This is a genomic window from Paraburkholderia heleia NBRC 101817 (assembly GCF_000739775.1).
Taxonomy (GTDB): domain Bacteria; phylum Pseudomonadota; class Gammaproteobacteria; order Burkholderiales; family Burkholderiaceae; genus Paraburkholderia; species Paraburkholderia heleia.
Genome location: NZ_BBJH01000002.1, coordinates 129,067 through 145,945 on the forward strand (window position 1 = coordinate 129,067; position 16,879 = coordinate 145,945).

Genomic DNA, 16,879 nt, shown 5'->3' on the forward strand with positions numbered 1-16,879 from the left:
CGGGGTCCCTTCAGTCGAAGATGTGCTTGAAACGGCGTTCGGCGAGACGGCTGCAGCCCATCACGATCGCCACATTGGCGATCAGCAGCAGCACGGCAATGCTCGCGCCCAGCGGCCAGTTCAAGGTGCCGAGGAACTCGTCGTAGGCGGCCGTGGCGACGACTTTCAGACGTCGTCCGCCGATCAGCGCGGGCGTGGCGAACGCGGAGGCCGAAAGCGCGAACACGATGATCGAGCCCGAGAGCACGCCCGGCATGATCTGCGGCAGGATCACCCGGCGGAACACGCGCAGCGGCGAGGCGCCGAGCGAGCGCCCCGCCCATTCCACCTGCGGATCGAGCTTTTGCAGCGTCGCCCAGACCGACATCACCATGAATGGCACGAGCACGTGCGTCAGGGCGATGATGGTGCCCGTCATGGTGAACACGAGGCGAATGGGCTCGTCGGTGATATGCAGTGCCTGGAGGGCGTGGTTGAGCACGCCGTTGTTGCCCAGCAGGATTTGCCAGCCGAGCGTGCGCACCACCACCGAGATCAGCAGCGGGCCGAGCACGATCAGCAGGCAAACGGATTGCCAGGGCCTGCGCATGCGGGCGAGCACCAGCGTTTCGGGCACGCCCAGCACGATGGAGAGCAGCGTGACGGCGAACGCGAGTCCCGCCGTGCGAAGGAAGATTTCGCCGTAGTAGGGATCGCTCAGAACTTCCAGGTAATGGGTGAGGGTCCAGCCGCGCTGCACGCCTGCAATGTCGCTGAACACATGAAACGACAGCACGAAGGTGAGAATGAGCGGCACCAGCAGCAGCGCGAGAAAGAGCAGCAGCGCGGGCGCGCAGAGCAGCCATGGCGCGGCGCCCGCGCGCGAGTCGTCAAGCGTTGCCATGGGAGCCCTCCCGCGTCAGCACACGCAGATCGTCGTCGGTCCATGCGAGTCCCACTACGTGGCCTTCCTCGGGCGGTGGCGCGCCGCGGTTGGGCTGCGCGACGTGCAGCTTGCCGAGCGAGGTTTCCACGGCGAGCAGCCATTGATTGCCCACGAACACGCGCGTCGTCACGCGCCCCGTGAGGCGCGCGTCGCCGTTGGCCAGATGCACTTTTTCAGGGCGGATGTACACGTTCACGGCGCCCGCCACCTCGCGTCCTTCATGCGGCACGTGCAGCGTCGTCCCGCCCACCTCGACCTCGGCGCAGCGCGGATTGCGGCGCAGCACTTCGCCCGCGAGCGTATTGGTGCGGCCAAGGAAGGTGGAAGCGAACGGTGTGGCCGGGCGCTCGTAAGCGTCGAACGGCGTGCTCAGCTGCGCGATGGTGCCGCGGTGCATGACGGCGATGCGGTCGCTCATCGTCATCGCTTCCACCTGGTCGTGCGTGACGAGCAGGGTCGTGATGCCGAGGCGCTTCTGGATGGCGCGCAGTTCGATATGCATCTCTTCGCGCAGCTTGGCGTCGAGGTTCGACATCGGCTCGTCGAGCAGCAGGAGTTCCGGCTGCATGGCCAGCGCGCGGGCGATCGCCACACGCTGGCGCTGGCCGCCCGAAAGCTCCTTCGGGTAACGCGCGTCGAGCCCGCGCAGCCGCACGAGTTCCAGCGCCTCGGCAACGCGCTCCGCGCGTTGCGTGCGCTTCATCTTCTGCATCTCCAGACCGAAGCCCACGTTGCCGGCCACGGTCATGTGCGGAAAGAGCGCATAGCTTTGAAACACCACGCCGATGCCGCGTTTCTCCGGCCGCTCGCGAGTGATGTCGCGGCCATCGAGCGTGATGCGGCCCGTGGTCGGCGTGACGAATCCCGCGATCATCTGCAGTGTGGTCGTCTTGCCGCAACCCGAGGGACCGAGCAGTGAAAGAAGTTCGCCGCGCGCAACCGTGAGGTCGAGCTGCTCGATCGCCGTGAAGTCGCCGTAGCGCTTCGAGATGCCTTGCAGGGTGAGGAAGCTCATGAGCGTCGGTCCTCGTTGTGCGTTGGGTGCGGGGCAGGGCGCGACACCATCAGCGTTCGACCGACCGGTTCCAGCGCTCGGTCCACTCGGTGCGATGCTCGTTGATGGTGCTCCAGTCCATCGCCGTGAGCTTCGCGATCTGGTCGGGACCGTAAGGCACGCGCGCGGCCACTTCCGGCGTGAGCTTGACGGTTTTGTTGACGGGGCCGAGGCCGATGTCCGCCGCCTGCTGCGCCTGCACTTCGGGGCTCAACAGGTACTGGATGAACTGCTGCGAAAGCTGCGGCTGCGCGTTCTGCGCAACGGAGCACGCCGCCACTTGCAGTGCCACACCGCCTTCCTTCGGGTAGATGAACTTGAGCGGGAAGCCGGTGTTTTGCAGCGCCACCGCGCGGCCGCTGCCGTAAGGCGCGATGATCACGTCGCCCGACTGCATGAGGCCGTCCATTTCGCCGGGCGTGGGCGCCCACGAAAGCACGTTGGGCGCGACCTGCTTCGTCATGGCCTCGAAGCCGGGGTCGATGTCCTTCTCGCCGCCGCCGTTCAGGCGCGCGAGCATCACGAGCGTATGCAGGCCGTAGGTGTTGGTGATGGGCGGCACGCCGAGCTTGCCCTTCACGCGCGCGTCTTCGAGCGACTTCCACGAATCGGGCGCGGGCAGGCCGAGCTTTTTGAACGCCTGTTCGTTATAGCCGATGCCGGTCGCGACCATGCCCACGCCCACGGCGGTCGGGCCGATGTGCGCGAGCGGATAGAGGTCCTTCATGACCGGGGCGTCGTCGAGCTTGCCGCACAGGCCGAGCTGCATCGCCTGATACATCGGGCCGTCGTCCATCACGGCGACGTTGATCTGCTCGTGGCCTTTTTGCGCCTGGAGCTTGGCGAGCGTGTCGCTCGAATTGCCCGCCACGTAGACGATCTTGACGTCATGCGCCTTTTCGAACGCCGGGATGATTTTCTGACGATAGAGCTGCTCGTTGGAGCCGCCGACATTGGCGACATACAGCGTGGTTTCGGCCTGGGCGAGCGAGGCTGCGGCGAGCGTGCCGGCGACGGCGAGTGCGACGAATGCGGCTTTGGGGGAGAAGGTTGAACGACGGCGCATCGCGGCTTTCATGACGACGATCTCCATTCGAATGTGGGGAGCGGCGAACCGGACAGTGCGCCGATGCATCGCAGTCTGTGCCGGGCTGGTCATATCGTCCAATACGAATAAAATGCCAACCTATACGGGGATGATATGGACCAGGGTTAGGCCCTGGCGCATGCATCAGGGTTAAGCCCAGGAGAGATCACCTTGAATCTGAAGCACGTCGAGGCGTTTCGCGCGGTGATGGTGTCGGGCTCGATGACAGCCGCGGCGAAGGCGCTCTACACCTCCCAGCCCAACGTGAGCCGCCTGATCGGACAACTGGAGCGCGAGACGGGGCTCACGCTGTTTCAGCGCGTGGGCATCCGCCTCATTCCCACGAGCGAGGGCAATGCGTTTTTTCGCGAGGTCGAGCGCGCGTACGTGGGTTTGCAAGGACTCAGCAACGCCGCCGCGCAAATCCGCAATCTCGGCAGCGGGCGTCTGCGCATTGCCGCCATGCCTTCCGCTGGGCTCACGCTCGTGCCGCACGCCATCGACAAGTTCCGCCGCCTCTTTCCGGGCGTGACGGTCTCGCTGCACGTGAATACGTCGGGCACGGTGAACCACTGGACCGGTTCGCAGTTCTGCGACCTGGGCGTGGCGGTGTACATCAGCGAAGCGTCGAGCTGTGAGGTCGAACTGCTCTCGAAGGTTGCGGCCGTCTGCGTGATGCCGGCCTCGCACCCGCTCGCGAAAAAGACCATGATCCGGCCTGCCGATCTGGAGGGGGAGTCGTTCATCTCGCTGTGCCACGGCGACGGCACGCGCACGCAAATGGACGAAGTGTTCCAGCGCGCGGGCGTGGAGCGCGTGCTCGCCATCGAGGCGCAGTACACGGCGATCTGCTGCGAGATGGTCCGCTGCGGCATGGGCGTGACGCTCGCGCATCCCATCGTTGCGCGTGATTTCGCGGGGCCGGACATTGCGATCCGGCCGTTCTCGCCGGCGGTAATGTTCCCCACGTACTTGCTGTTTCCGCCGAACCGGCCGCGCGAGCGTCTCGTGGCCGAATTCGTCGAGGTGCTGCGCGAGCATCACGACGGCTTGATTGCGCAGATGAAAGCGGCCGATCGCGAGCCCGCGCGCAAACGTGGGAAAAAAGCGGTGACTTGAGGCGCGCGCTCAAGTGCGGCTTGTCACACCGCGCTTCTTCTGCGCCGCGCGCTCCACGAGATGTTCGACCATGCGCCGCGCCGCGGGCTGCAGCGTGATCTTCACGCTGCGTACATGCTCGATCAGCGCCAGTCCCGCCGCAGTAGGCTGCACGCCGCGGCGCGAGCGCGTGAGCAGCGGCACGCCGAATTCGCTTTCGAGCTGGGCAATGCGCTTGCTGATGGCCGAAGGCTCGATGTGCTCCTCGCGCGCCGCGCGCCCCATGTTGCCGTGCTCGCACACGCTCACGAGCAGGCGCAGGGTCTTGAGGTCGAAGTCGTGCACGGTGTCTCCTTGCCGCGTTTTCTGGGTTTCCAGTCCGGAATCATGAGGCTTCCAAAATACCGCTTTATGTATTTTGTGGAATGCCTAAAGTTAGCACATCGCTGGAGACAAAAAATGGAGACACCTTCATGCCCCCACTACCGCAGCGCTGCGTCATACGCGAGGTTGGCTTGCGCGACGGCCTGCAGAGCATCCAGACGGTGCTCCCTACCGGGCACAAAATCGAATGGATCCGCGCCGCGCACGAGGCCGGCCAGCGCGAGATCGAGGTGGGCTCGTTCGTGCCCGCCCGCCGCCTGCCGCAACTCGCGGATACGGCGGAACTCGTCGCTTATGCAAAGACGCTGCCGGGTCTCTTCGTCTCGGTGCTCGCGCCGAACCTGAAGGGCGCCGAGCGCGCGCTGGCGGCGCAAGCGGACCCGATGCTCGTGCCCCTTTCCGCCAGTGAAGCGCATAGCCTCGCGAATCTGCGCAAGACGCCCGATGACGTGGTGGCCGAAGTGGCGCGCATACGCGGCCTCGCGCTCGCCAACGTCTATGCGGCGCTGGAGGCGGGTATCACGCGCTTTGACGCCACGCTCGGCGGCTTTGGCGGATGTCCGCACGCGCCGGGCGCGAGCGGCAATGCATCGAGCGAAGACCTCGCGTTCATGCTCGCCAGCATGGGCCTCGACACCGGCATCGACATCGAACGGCTGCTGGCGCTGCGCGCACGCGTGGCCCAGTGGCTGGAGGGCGAAACGCTGCACGGCACGCTCTGGCGCGCCAGTCTGCCGAAGACCTTTGGCGCAATCGCACACCGCGCCTGACTAGTTTGAGATCCTTATGAATACGCAGAACCGTTTGCCGCTAGAAGGCGTGCGCGTCGTCGAGTTCACGCACATGGTCATGGGCCCCACCTGCGGGATGATCCTCGCGGACCTGGGCGCCGAAGTCATCAAGATCGAACCGCCCGGCGGCGACAAGACGCGCAATTTGCCGGGCCTCGGCATCGGCTTTTTCCGCTCGTTCAACCGCAACAAGAAGAGCGTGGTGCTCGACATCAACACCGAGTCGGGCCGTGCGGCAGCCGTCGAGCTGATCGGCGAGTGCGACGTGATGCTGGAAAACTTCCGGCCCGGCCTCATGGAAAAGCTCGGCCTCGATTACGCCACGCTCTCGCAGCGCTACCCGCGCCTCATTTACGTCTCGCACAAGGGATTTTTGCCGGGTCCCTATGAAAAGCGCCTCGCGCTCGACGAAGTCGTGCAGATGATGGGCGGCCTCTCGTACATGACCGGGCCCGCGGGGCGGCCGCTGCGCGCGGGGACGTCGGTGAACGACATCATGGGCGGCATGTTCGGCGCGATCGGCGTGCTGGCCGCGCTGCGCGAGCGCGACGCGACCGGGTGCGGTCAGGAGGTGCAGAGCGCGTTGTTCGAGAACTGCGTGTTCCTCAGCGCGCAGCACATGCAGCAATACGCCATGACGCACGAAGCGCCGCCGCCGATGCCTTCGCGCGTGTCGGCCTGGAGCGTGTACGACGTGTTCACGCTTGCCGAAGGCGAACAGCTTTTCATCGGTGCGGTGAGCGACAAGCAGTTCGTGACGCTGTGCGACGTGATCGGCTACCCGCAGCTCGCCGCCGAGCCGCAGTTTGCGAACAACGCGCTGCGCGTGGCGGCGCGGCCCGAGCTGCTCGAGCGCCTCGGCGCCGCGCTCGCCGCCCAGCAGGCGGCCGAACTCATGCCGCGTCTCGAAGCGGCCGGCATTCCGTACGCGCCGATCGTGCGCCCCGACCAGCTGCTCGACGACCCGCACCTCAAGGCGAGCGGCGGACTCGTGCCGATGCAGACCGACGACGGCGGCATGACCGAAGTCGTGCTGCTGCCGCTCATGATGGGCGGCCGCCGTCCTGGGGTGCGTCAGCCGCTCGCGCGGGTGGGCGAGCATACCGAAGAGGTGCTGGCGGGCCTGAAGTTACACGCAGCACCTTGAGCCGGCGGCAGACGAAGGAAAAGCAGCAGGTTCGCAGTTTCGCGCGGGTCTGCCATATGGTTGCACGTGCAACGCTCAGGCTGCGGCGATCACATCGATGCGCAGCGTCGGGCCGCCTGCCGCGATTTCGAGCAGACGATCGACGTTCGGGTGCGCGCCCGGACGGTTGCGCGCATCGGCGGTGTGCTCGGCGAACACGGCAAGGCCATGCTCGGCCGCGTTGGCGTCGAGCGTGCCGAAGGCTTCGCGCAGATAGTGGTAGACCGCGAGCGAGCCCTGCTTGCCGGGCTTGTTTTCGATGCTCGCGCTCACGCTGCCCTGAGCGTCCACGAGATCGATGCGCTCGATGCAGTCGATGCCCGGCAGCAGTGCGAGATTGTCCTTGAAGACGGCGCCCGGTTGAATTGCCTGAATCACTGAAAACACTCCGTTGGTTCGATAAATGGCTTTTGCGGAGCCGTATCTTAGCCGATCGGGCTTGGGCTGGCGCCAATCGCAATCGAAGAAGCGCATGTCCAGCGAAGTGACGGGACAGGCTCGATGGGGCGATTCGATGTGCAGAACGCGCGCTGCCACGTGCCGAAGAGGAATACGTCGGTGCGTTTCGAGCGGCCACGCCCAACTCAGCAGGATGCCTTTGCCGGGTTGTCTAATCCGTTTCTACCACTGCCCTGAAACTCGAACCTTGTTCTTCATCTCGACGTTTTGTTTTGTCCGCGTGTGACCCACTGTCGAACAGTGGCCTGCTGATCGATGGAAGCCAGGTCAGCATGGCTTCCGGCATCAACCAGGGTTCGCGCTGGGCTTGCCCGGTAAGGAAGACTGGACGACGGCCTGGCCACATCAGTTCAGCATTGCGTTGGCATTCGCGCTCAAGCCGCCGCCTGGAATGTATGCAGTTCAGATACCTTTGGATATAGCTCTTGAGCATCGCGCATGGGTGGCAGGACGTGCCGCCCGTGAGCGGCGGCGTTCCCGCCGCCGCTTGCGCTCAGGGCAAAATGATCTTGCGTGTGAATTCGGCTGTTACGTTGGGATTCGTCGTGGCTATACCGAATACGGGAAATACAGTTGTCGAACCGCTGGCAGCCAGGCCCATGTAATCGCCGAGGAAATGACCGCCCGCAACGGGAGCATTCAGGATGTTGAACGAGGCGTCGGTGAGCTTGCGCTCATTACCCCAATTGGCAGGGTTCGTGCAGGCAGTGGCGGTCGAACAGAACACCGCGAAATAATCTGTGCCCTCGAAGCCGGCAGGCGTGTTCGTGTCGTTACGAAAATCGTAGTAGGTCACCACGATCGTATCGCCGTTGCCCGACGCCACGACCGCTGGAATGAAAGCCTGCTGACGGCAGGGGTTCGTTCCGTTTGGCGGCGTCTTGTTGATCATCACCGGTGTTGACCAGGTCGCTCCGCCGTCAACCGATTCGCTAAAGGCGATCCCGTCGACCGGGATCGATACGGTGGGCGTGGTGCAGGTCGCGGTCGAAAAACGTTCGTCCTGCCAGGTGAGATAGATTGCCCCCGTGACCGGGTTCACAGCAACGCTATAGAGTATGGACGCATCGCGTACTGACTGGCCGCTGTCGGTGTCACAGCCTGCGTGAACGTCCAGCTCTGCACATACCAAAACACACTAGTTCACGCCAGCCGCATTGGTGTGAAATATTCATTTCGGATGCCGATTTATGACGTGATGCCCGCGGTCCAGTTGGCGTGGCATGAGGTTTGCAGAACGACAGACAGAGCATGTATGCACATGCAGAAGGATGGTGACTGAGATTCACCGGATGCCTCAAAGACAAAGTCCGGCTCCGTCCCAGTGCTTTTTAGGCGTCGGTATTCTCTTCGGAATGCGAATTTAAACTATGTCGTGAAAATCATGCATTATGCAGCGCGCCGACGTCCGGTTGCCCATTTAAAGCGGAAGTTCCAGCAGGAGAATGCTCTCACGGATCAGGACTGGGAGAAAACGATAGGCGTGCCAGTCCCCAAACTTTGTAGAAAATTTCGGTGCCGCCCGTGGACTTGAAGTAGCGCGGATCAGGGCTCGAAATCATCGGCATCTGAAAGACAAAGGCTTCTTCTGCTTGCGGCGTAAGCGAGCGCCCCGGTTGAGGCCGGGTGTTTGCTAGCGTTGGTGGCAGCAACGTGCGCAGCGATAATGCGGTCATGGTGCAATTCGCGGCTGCGCGATCGCGGAATGTGCGCAGATTTTGCTGCGTGCTCCAGCACCGGGCGGCGTTCGTCAGCGCGAAGAAAGCGACGGCTGCGTCTCGAGCGAAGCGGGGTCCCAGCCACCGCCGAGCGCCTTGAACGTCGAGATCGCTGCACGCGCGGATTCCGTTTGCGCTTGCGCGCGCGCGTCGGCGGCCTGGAGCAGGGTTTCGTTGGCATGCAATACGTCGATAAAGCTTGCCGCGCCACTCCGGTATGCGGTCATCGACGAATCCCTGGCTTTCGATAACGACGATTCCGCGTGCGCGAGCGTGGCCGCTTGTGACTCGCGATTCACCAATGACGAGAGCGAGTTTTCCACGTCTTCGGCGGCACGCAGGACGGACTGGCGATAAGCCGCGAGCGCCTGAGCGTCGGCGCCTTTCGCCGCGTTGACATCGGCGTTGATGCGCGCGAAGTCGAACAGGCGCCAGCGCAGCCCGACGAGCCCAGCCGCCTGGCTGGCTCCGCCCGAGAACAAGGTGCCGGCCGCCGCCGAGGTCGCGCTGCCGAGGAAGGCGTTCAGCGAGACCGTGGGGTAGTACTCGCTGATCGCCGCGCCAATGCGCGCGTTGGCGGCGGCGAGGTGGCGTTCGGCGGCGATTAGATCGGGACGCCTTTGCAGCAGATCGGCCGGCGTGCCCATATCGGCGAGCGACGGCGCAACGGGGATCAAGGACGGCGGCCTCAGCTCGGCCCGATGTGTGCCCGGCGGCGTACCCAGCATCACGTCGAGGGCATTCGACGCCGCATCCAGCGCCGCGTCGAGGACGGGCACGCTGGCCTGAACCTGGTCGAGCGCGCCTTGTGCCTGCTGAACCTGATAGTCGGCGGCCGCGCCTTTCGAATACAGGAGCGTCACGTCCGCAAGCAGCGCCTGCTGCGTCTGCACCTGCCGGTTAGCGATATCGAGGCGCGCCTGGAGGCCGCGTATCGTGACGTAGATATCGGCAGTCTGGGCCGCGACGGCGAGCCGGGTGGCGACCGCCGCCGCCTGCGTCGCGGAGTAATCGGCGAGCGCGGCTTCACGTTGACGCCGCAGGCCGCCAAAAATGTCGATCTCCCAACCGGCCTCCAGATTGGTTTCGTACTCGGTGCCCCAGCGTTCGTAACCCGGCGTGGCGTTGAGCAACTGACCGAACGGCGTGTCGATCGACTGATAGGCCCGCGCTGCCGAGGCGGAAACCGAGGCCGAGGGAAGCAGCGCCGCGTTGGCCGTGCCGAGGCGCGCGCGTGCCTGATCGATTTGCGCCACGGCCTGAGCGAGGTCCAGATTCTGGGCCAGCGCCTGCGAAACGTAGTGCGTGAGCAGCGGGTCGTTGAAGCCTTCCCACCAGGCAGAGAGATCGGCCGCCGGCGTCTTTGCCGCGCTGGCGGGTGGCGGCGGGGTCACGTAGTGCTGCGCCAGCGGCGCATCCGGGCGGTGGTAGTCGGGGCCCACGGCACAGGCTGAAAGGGCTGCGACGCTGGTCAGGAGAGCGAGTGGAACAAGCGGACGACGCAAAGACATGATCATCTCGGGAGCGGCAACGGGTGAGGTAACGGGTGTGACTGGGTTGTGACCAATATACAATATGGTCACAAGTTGTCAACTACCGGGCGAGAGACTAAGCTTGGGACATGAACAAGCCCATGCCCTCCGCCTCCCCGTCCCGTGGCCCCTCGGACCACGAAGTGCGCATCCAGATCGTCGAAGCCGCAACGGAATACTTCAGTCGCTACGGCTATGAAAAGACCACGGTTTCCGATCTCGCGAAGGAAATCGGGTTTTCAAAAGCCTATATCTACAAATTTTTCGACTCGAAACAGGCGATCGGCGAAGTCATCTGTGCCAATCGCCTCGCCGCCATGATTGCGGCCGTCAGCGAAAACGTCGGCGACGCGCACAGCGCGACGGAGAAATTTCGCCGTATGTTCAAGACCTTACTGGCGGCGGGTAGCCAACTTTTCTTCCAGGACCGCAAGCTCTACGATATCGCCGCCGTCGCGGCCGCCTCGCCCTGGCCTTCCGTCAAGGGCTATGAAGAAAAGATCCGCCAACTCATCGCCGACATTCTGCGGCTCGGACGTGAAACCGGCGAATTCGAACGCAAAACGCCAATGGATGAGGCGGTGAATGCGATCTTTCTGGTGATGAAGCCGTACTTCAATCCCTTGCTGCTCCAGTACAACCTCGACGCTGCCGACGAAGCAACGGTCCAGCTCGCGAGCCTGGTACTCAGAAGTCTTGCTCCATGAACCCGATCGTGACTGTTGACTGATTTGGTCACTGGAATCAGAATGAGGCCTCCTGTTCTTTGCGAGGGGCGACCTCATGTTCCGGCACCATCATTTTGTCTACACACTGAGCCTGGCTTCGCTCGCCCTCGCGGCGTGCGGCGAGCGGCCTGCCGCTGATCCGCGTACCGAGGCGCCGCTCGTGCGAACGAGCGTCGTTCACAGCGCGGCGGGCGCGAGCCGGTCGTTTTCGGGTGTCGTCGGCGCCCGCGTTCAGAGCGATCTCGGTTTCCGGGTTCAGGGCAAGGTCATCGAGCGTCTGGTCGATGCCGGCCAGACGGTCAAGCGCGGCCAGCCGCTGATGCGCATCGATCCGATCGATCTGGGATTGCAGGCTCGCTCGCAACAGGAACTCGTGGACGCCGCCCAGGCGCGCGCCACGCAGACGGCCGCCGACGAGGCGCGCTATCGGGACCTCGTTGCGGCAGGCGCAGTGTCGGCGTCGACCTACGAGCAGCTCAAGGCGGCCGCCGATGCCGCCCAGGCGCAACTCGTCGCGGCGAAGGCGCAGGCGGTGCTCGCCAGCAACGCGTCCGGATACGCGGTCCTCATGGCGGACGCCGACGGCGTGGTGGTCGAGACGCTGGCCGAGCCGGGCCAGGTGGTCGCAGCGGGGCAGATCGTCGTGCGGCTCGCGCATGCCGGACCCCGCGAGGCCGTCGTCCAGCTTCCCGAGACGCTGCGTCCCGCGCCGGGCTCGATCGCCGAGGCGACGCTGTATGGCGCGGTCACGAAGCCGGTGCCTGCCGCCTTGCGTCAGCTCTCCGATTCCGCCGACCGGCTGACGCGAACCTACGAGGCCCGGTACGTGCTCGAGGGCGCGCTGTCGAATGCGCCGCTCGGCGCAACCGTGACACTCAATCTCGCCGGCATCGCCTGCGAGGCGCAGGCCGCGATGGAGGTGCCGGCCGGCGCCTTGTTCGATCCGGGCACGGGCACCGGCGTCTGGACCGTCGACCGGGCGCAGTCGCGGGCGAGCTGGCACTCGGTCCGCGTCACGGCTTTGAGCGACGACACTGCGACGGTGACCGGCGATCTTCACGAAGGCGACCAGGTCGTAGCGCTCGGCGCCCAATTGATTCACGACGGAGAACGCGTGCGCGTCGCCCAGGACGCGGTGGCGACAGGGTCGGTCTCGCGGGAAGGAGCAGCGCAATGAGCGGCTTCAATTTATCGGCGCTCGCGGTGCGGGAGCGCTCGGTCACTCTGTTTCTGATCATCCTGATCTCCATCGCGGGCATCGTGGCCTTTTTCAAACTGGGGCGGGCCGAAGACCCGCCGTTCACCGTCAAGTCGATGACGGTCATCACGGCCTGGCCGGGCGCCACCGCGCAGGAAATGCAGGATCAGGTGGCTGAGCCGCTCGAGAAGCGTATGCAGGAATTGCGCTGGTACGACCGCACAGAGACCTACACGCGTCCGGGGCTGGCCTTCACCACTGTGACCCTGCTCGACAGCACGCCGCCCGCGGACGTGCCCGAGGAGTTCTACCAGGCGCGCAAAAAACTCTCGGACGAAGCAAGCAGCCTCCCGCCTGGCGTCATCGGTCCGCTCGTGAATGATGAGTACTCCGATGTCACGTTCGCGCTGTTCGCGCTCAAGGCGAAAGGCGAGCCGCAGCGACTGCTGGTGCGCGACGCGGAGGAACTGCGCCAGCGGCTCCTTCACGTGCCAGGCGTCAAGAAGGTGAATATCATCGGCGAGCAGGCCGAACGGATCTATGTGTCGTTCTCGCACGACCGCCTCGCGACGCTCGGCGTGACACCGCAGGATATCTTCGCCGCCCTGAATAACCAGAACGTGCTGACGCCTGCCGGCTCGATCGATACACAAGGCGCGCAGGTTTTCATTCGTGTCGAAGGCGCGTTCGACAAACTGCAGACCATTCGTGACACACCGATCGTCGTTCAGGGTCGCACGCTGAAACTCTCGGACGTTGCGACCGTCGAGCGCGGTTACGAAGACCCGGCCACGTTCCAGATTCGCAATAACGGCGAACCGGCGCTGCTGCTCGGCGTCGTGATGCGGGACGGCTGGAACGGGCTCAGCCTTGGGCGGGCGCTCGACAAGGAAGTCGCGTCGGTCAACGCCGGACTGCCGCTGGGCATGAGTCTCACGAAGGTGACCGACCAGGCCGTCAATATCCATTCGGCGATCGACGAGTTCATGGTCAAGTTCTTCGTTGCGCTGCTCGTGGTGATGGTCGTGAGCTTCGCGAGCATGGGCTGGCGCGTCGGCATCGTGGTGTCGGCTGCGGTGCCGCTGACGCTCGCGGGGGTGTTCGTCGTCATGGCCGCAACGGGCAAGAGCTTTGACCGCATCACACTGGGTTCGCTGATTCTCGCGCTGGGGCTGCTCGTCGACGACGCGATCATCGCCATCGAGATGATGGTCGTGAAAATGGAGGAAGGCTATAGCCGCGTTCAGGCGTCGGCATATGCGTGGAGCCACACGGCGGCGCCGATGCTGTCCGGCACGCTAGTCACGGCCATCGGCTTCATGCCGAATGGCTTCGCGCGCTCGACGGCGGGCGAATACACGAGCAACATGTTCTGGATCGTCGGCATTGCGCTGATGACTTCATGGATCGTGGCCGTCGTGTTCACGCCGTATCTCGGCGTCAAGCTGTTGCCCGATATTCCCGTGATCGAAGGCGGTCACGGCGCGATCTACAACACGCCGAACTACCAGCGTTTTCGCGCGTTCCTGGGGCGTGCGATCCGACGAAAGTGGCTGGTCGCTGGCATTGTGGTGGGCGCGTTCGCGATCGCCGTGATGGGCATGGGGCTGGTGAAAAAGCAGTTCTTCCCGACCTCCGATCGCCCTGAAGTGCTCGTGGAAGTGCAGATGCCGTATGGCACGTCGATCGAACAGACCTCCGCTGCGACGGAAAAAGTCGAGGCGTGGCTCGCGAAGCAGCCGGAAGCGAAGATCGTGACGTCGTACATTGGACAGGGCGCGCCGCGCTTCTATCTGGCGATGTCGCCGGAATTGCCCGATTCGTCTTTCGCGAAGATGGTGATCCGCACGAACGACGAGAAGCAGCGTGAGGCGCTCAAATTCCGTCTGCGCAAAGTCATCGCCGAAGGGCTGGTGCCCGGAGCGCAGGTTCGCGTCACCCAACTGGTGTTCGGCCCTTACTCGCCTTACCCCGTTGCGTTCCGGGTCATGGGCCCGGACGCCGGAACCTTGCGCACCATCGCCGCGCAGGTCGAACGGACCATGAATGCCAGCCCGATGATGCGAACGGTGAACGCCGACTGGGGCCCGCGCGTGCCCACGGTGCATTTCACGCTCGATCAAAATCGGCTCGGTGCATTTGGCTTGACGTCGAGTTCCGTCGCGCAGCAACTGCAATTCCTGCTGACCGGCATTCCGGTCACGCACGTGCGTGAGGACATTCGGTCGGTGGAACTCGTCGCGAGGTCGGCAGGCGAGATCCGGCTCGATCCGCAGCGTATCGACGGATTTACGTTGATCGGCTCGGCGGGGCAGCGCGTGCCGCTCTCGCAGGTCGGCAAGGTCGGCATCCGCATGGAAGATCCGGTTCTTCGCCGCCGCGATCGCACGCCGACGATCACCGTGCGCGGCGATACCGCGGAAGGACTACAGCCTCCCGATGTGTCGACGGCGATGCTCGCGCAACTTCAGCCGATTATTGCAAAGTTGCCGGACGGTTATCGGATCGAGGAAGCCGGCTCCATCGAGGAGGCCAACAAGGCGACGAAGGCGCTCGCGCCGCTGTTTCCGATCATGATCGCGCTGACGCTGCTCATCATCATTTTTCAGACGCGCTCGATTGCCGCGACCCTGATGGTGTTTGCGACCAGTCCGCTGGGTCTGATTGGCGTCGTGCCGACGTTGCTTCTGTTCAATCAGCCATTCGGGATCAATGCGCTGGTGGGACTCATCGCGCTCTCCGGCATCCTGATGCGCAATACGCTCATTCTGATCGGCCAGATCGAACAGAACGCGCGCGAAGGCATGACGCCGTTCGACGCGGTGGTGGAGGCCACGATCCAGCGCTCGAGGCCGGTGATTCTGACCGCGCTCGCCGCGATGCTCGCCTTCATTCCGTTGACGCACTCTGTGTTCTGGGGCACGTTGGCCTATACGCTGATTGGCGGGACTTTTGCTGGAACGATTCTGACGCTGGTGTTTCTGCCTGCGATGTATTCGATCTGGTTCAAGATCCGGCCCGAAGCGGGGGAAAGCCACTCCTCGCTCGAACCGAGCGCCAGTGCGATTACGTAGAGCTGGCCACTCTTCGATACCACGGATACTGTCGGAGACCGGCGCCGCGCGACCTTGGCGACGTAGCCATCCGGCCGCGGCTGAGTTCACCAGTCGTCCAGCTCACGCGAACCGGTCGCCCCAGTTTTGCAACCAAAGATCGTTCGCTCGTCAATGAAGGCCGGCAACGGCTGCGATTTCAGGCGAATGCCGGCTGGCTCTTGACGCTCGGGCGTTCGCGCATTCTCGCGTACCAGGCGAGAAGGGCTTCGCACTCTGCGGGTACCGGCAGCTTCACGATCGACGCAAAGACCAGGCCGCCAATGACGGTGATGTCGGCCATCGAGAACGCATCCCCGGCGACAAACGGCTGCTTTTTCAGGACGTCATTGAAGTAGTGCATGCCCCTGAGGGCTTTGTCGCGCTGACGAAACCCCCATTCGGCGTTTTGATAGCGCTCGACTTCAGGTCCTAGTCCAGGCGTGGCGTGGTGGAAATAGACACTGATGGCGTCGAGTAACTCCAGTTCGGCGCGCTTGCTCATCATGTGGATCACGCCCTTGTCGAGCGGTGTTTTACCGGTCAGCGTGGGTGCACCATCGAGCGTATCGAGGTATTCGGTAATCGCGGTGCATTCGGCGATGCAGGTTCCGTCATTGAGCTCGAGGACCGGCAGCGTACCCGAGTAGTTTTTTCCTGAGATGAAATCGGGCCTTTTGTGTTCCCCTCTGTAGAGATCCACCGTGACAAACTCGACACGCGATTGCAGATTCTTTTCGGCCAAAGCGATGCGCACGCGTGTTGGATAGGGTCCCGTGGGGAAATCGTAAATCGTCATGATCGGGAGCTGGGTTGAATCGGAATTGACGATGCCTGATGTCATGCTTACCTCTACGGGTGGCGGGTACTCGGGATCGGAGGAAACGGGGATTATCCCCGGCTATCTACCTAACGTTCGTTAGGTTTACCATAAAAGGTATAATTCGCTGTGTCAACAGTCATTCCAGTTTGCGGAGGCGGCCGTAGTGAAGAACGATTCAGGTTTGAGCTCGAGGGAACGAATCCTGGTGGCCGCCACAAAGATTGCGCAAGCGCACGGCTATAGCGGCCTGAATTTTCGTGATCTTGCTGAAGCTGTCGGCATCAAGGCTGCGAGCATCTATCATCACTTCGCAAGCAAGTCCGATCTCGGAGCAGCGGTGGCGAGGCGTTATTGGGAGGATTCGGAAGCCACTCTGAATGCACTTTTGGCCGAATCCGCAGATCCGGTCGACTGTCTGCGCCGCTACCCAGAAACGTTTCGCAGGGCGCTGAAGAGCGGTAATCGCATCTGTCTCTGCAGTTTCATGGCTGCGGAATCTGATGACTTGCCGGAAGCGGTGACGAAAGAGGTCCGAGCTTTTGCAGATGTGAATGTTGCGTGGTTGAGCAAGGTGTTATCCGCCACGGCCATTGCCAGCGCCGAGGAGCGCGAGGGACGTGCCCGAGCAATCTTCGCAGCCGTCGCCGGCGCTCAACTCATCGCCAGAAGCCGCGCGGATATCGCCGTCTACGATGGGTTAATTGAAAGCTACCGTATTGCGGGTCTTTTGCCGGTATAGCAGTCGAAAAAAGTCGGTACGGCGCCTGGTGGCCTCCAAGGCGCAGGGGCCGGATGGGCGAAGCG

At 63.6% G+C, this 16,879-nt stretch carries 15 protein-coding genes and 2 pseudogenes; 7 read left to right on the forward strand and 10 right to left on the reverse strand.

Translation table 11 applies throughout. The features are described 5' to 3' along the window. Positions 1-10: 10 nt before the first annotated feature. Genes BHE01S_RS01295 through BHE01S_RS01305 form a run of 3 tightly spaced genes read right to left on the reverse strand, consistent with a single transcriptional unit; the run spans position 11 to position 3,057 of the window. The gene (locus BHE01S_RS01295; RefSeq protein WP_042259668.1) at positions 11-883 is read right to left on the reverse strand and encodes an ABC transporter permease; all 873 of its coding nucleotides are present in this window, start codon (positions 881-883) and stop codon (positions 11-13) included. Next, the gene (locus BHE01S_RS01300; protein ID WP_042259670.1) at positions 870-1,940 is read right to left on the reverse strand and encodes an ABC transporter ATP-binding protein; all 1,071 of its coding nucleotides are present in this window, start codon (positions 1,938-1,940) and stop codon (positions 870-872) included. Before BHE01S_RS01300 ends, BHE01S_RS01295 begins: the two co-directional genes overlap by 14 nt. A gap of 49 nt (positions 1,941-1,989) precedes the next feature. After that, complete coding sequence (locus BHE01S_RS01305) at positions 1,990-3,057, reverse strand: ABC transporter substrate-binding protein (RefSeq protein WP_042259949.1); 1,068 nt, start codon at positions 3,055-3,057, stop codon at positions 1,990-1,992. Between the two features lie 180 nt (positions 3,058-3,237). Here BHE01S_RS01305 and BHE01S_RS01310 point away from each other — a divergent pair, with 180 nt between their 5' ends. After that, positions 3,238-4,185 (forward strand): LysR substrate-binding domain-containing protein, encoded by a 948-nt coding sequence (locus BHE01S_RS01310; RefSeq protein WP_042259672.1) that lies wholly within the window; start codon positions 3,238-3,240, stop codon positions 4,183-4,185. A gap of 78 nt (positions 4,186-4,263) precedes the next feature. Here the strand turns inward: BHE01S_RS01310 and BHE01S_RS01315 are convergent. Further along, positions 4,264-4,509, reverse strand: a pseudogene (locus tag BHE01S_RS01315) (LysR family transcriptional regulator); the annotation flags it as partial. A 128-nt stretch (positions 4,510-4,637) separates the two neighbouring features. Here BHE01S_RS01315 and BHE01S_RS01320 point away from each other — a divergent pair. Both BHE01S_RS01320 and BHE01S_RS01325 read left to right on the forward strand, forming a co-directional pair. Continuing rightward, positions 4,638-5,318, forward strand: coding sequence for a beta/alpha barrel domain-containing protein (locus tag BHE01S_RS01320; protein ID WP_042259678.1), 681 nt, complete (start codon positions 4,638-4,640; stop codon positions 5,316-5,318). 16 nt (positions 5,319-5,334) lie between these two features. After that, positions 5,335-6,486: a CaiB/BaiF CoA transferase family protein gene (locus tag BHE01S_RS01325; protein ID WP_042259680.1), complete on the forward strand. Its 1,152-nt coding sequence runs from the start codon at positions 5,335-5,337 to the stop codon at positions 6,484-6,486. A gap of 75 nt (positions 6,487-6,561) precedes the next feature. Here the strand turns inward: BHE01S_RS01325 and BHE01S_RS01330 are convergent, their stop codons facing one another. The 5 genes and pseudogenes from BHE01S_RS01330 to BHE01S_RS01340 form a co-directional block, all read right to left on the reverse strand. Continuing rightward, positions 6,562-6,900, reverse strand: coding sequence for a DUF2322 family protein (locus tag BHE01S_RS01330; protein ID WP_245639615.1), 339 nt, complete (start codon positions 6,898-6,900; stop codon positions 6,562-6,564). Positions 6,901-7,324: 424 nt separating this feature from the next. After that, positions 7,325-7,459 (reverse strand): annotated as a pseudogene (locus BHE01S_RS39965) (transposase); the annotation flags it as partial. Between the two features lie 18 nt (positions 7,460-7,477). Beyond that, positions 7,478-8,026 (reverse strand): sialidase family protein, encoded by a 549-nt coding sequence (locus tag BHE01S_RS01335; protein ID WP_245639603.1) that lies wholly within the window; start codon positions 8,024-8,026, stop codon positions 7,478-7,480. Between the two features lie 409 nt (positions 8,027-8,435). Then, positions 8,436-8,660, reverse strand: coding sequence for a hypothetical protein (locus BHE01S_RS37570; RefSeq protein ID WP_157025066.1), 225 nt, complete (start codon positions 8,658-8,660; stop codon positions 8,436-8,438). 74 nt (positions 8,661-8,734) lie between these two features. Beyond that, positions 8,735-10,213: an efflux transporter outer membrane subunit gene (locus BHE01S_RS01340; protein WP_042259956.1), complete on the reverse strand. Its 1,479-nt coding sequence runs from the start codon at positions 10,211-10,213 to the stop codon at positions 8,735-8,737. Between the two features lie 110 nt (positions 10,214-10,323). Between BHE01S_RS01340 and BHE01S_RS01345 the strand changes: the two genes are divergently transcribed. The 3 genes from BHE01S_RS01345 (at position 10,324) to BHE01S_RS01355 (ending at position 15,234) form a co-directional block, all read left to right on the forward strand. After that, positions 10,324-10,941, forward strand: a complete 618-nt coding sequence (locus tag BHE01S_RS01345) for a TetR/AcrR family transcriptional regulator (RefSeq protein ID WP_042259681.1) — start codon at positions 10,324-10,326, stop codon at positions 10,939-10,941. A 76-nt stretch (positions 10,942-11,017) separates the two neighbouring features. Further along, entirely contained in the window at positions 11,018-12,139 is a 1,122-nt protein-coding gene (locus BHE01S_RS01350) for an efflux RND transporter periplasmic adaptor subunit (protein ID WP_042259684.1), read from the forward strand. Then, positions 12,136-15,234 (forward strand): efflux RND transporter permease subunit, encoded by a 3,099-nt coding sequence (locus BHE01S_RS01355; RefSeq protein WP_042259686.1) that lies wholly within the window; start codon positions 12,136-12,138, stop codon positions 15,232-15,234. Before BHE01S_RS01350 ends, BHE01S_RS01355 begins: the two co-directional genes overlap by 4 nt. 178 nt (positions 15,235-15,412) lie before the next feature. Here BHE01S_RS01355 and BHE01S_RS01360 read toward each other — a convergent pair whose 3' ends face one another. Continuing rightward, positions 15,413-16,096: a glutathione S-transferase gene (locus BHE01S_RS01360; RefSeq protein ID WP_042259688.1), complete on the reverse strand. Its 684-nt coding sequence runs from the start codon at positions 16,094-16,096 to the stop codon at positions 15,413-15,415. Between the two features lie 142 nt (positions 16,097-16,238). Between BHE01S_RS01360 and BHE01S_RS01365 the strand changes: the two genes are divergently transcribed. After that, complete coding sequence (locus BHE01S_RS01365; protein ID WP_042259691.1) at positions 16,239-16,814, forward strand: TetR/AcrR family transcriptional regulator; 576 nt, start codon at positions 16,239-16,241, stop codon at positions 16,812-16,814. Positions 16,815-16,879: the final 65 nt, after the last annotated feature.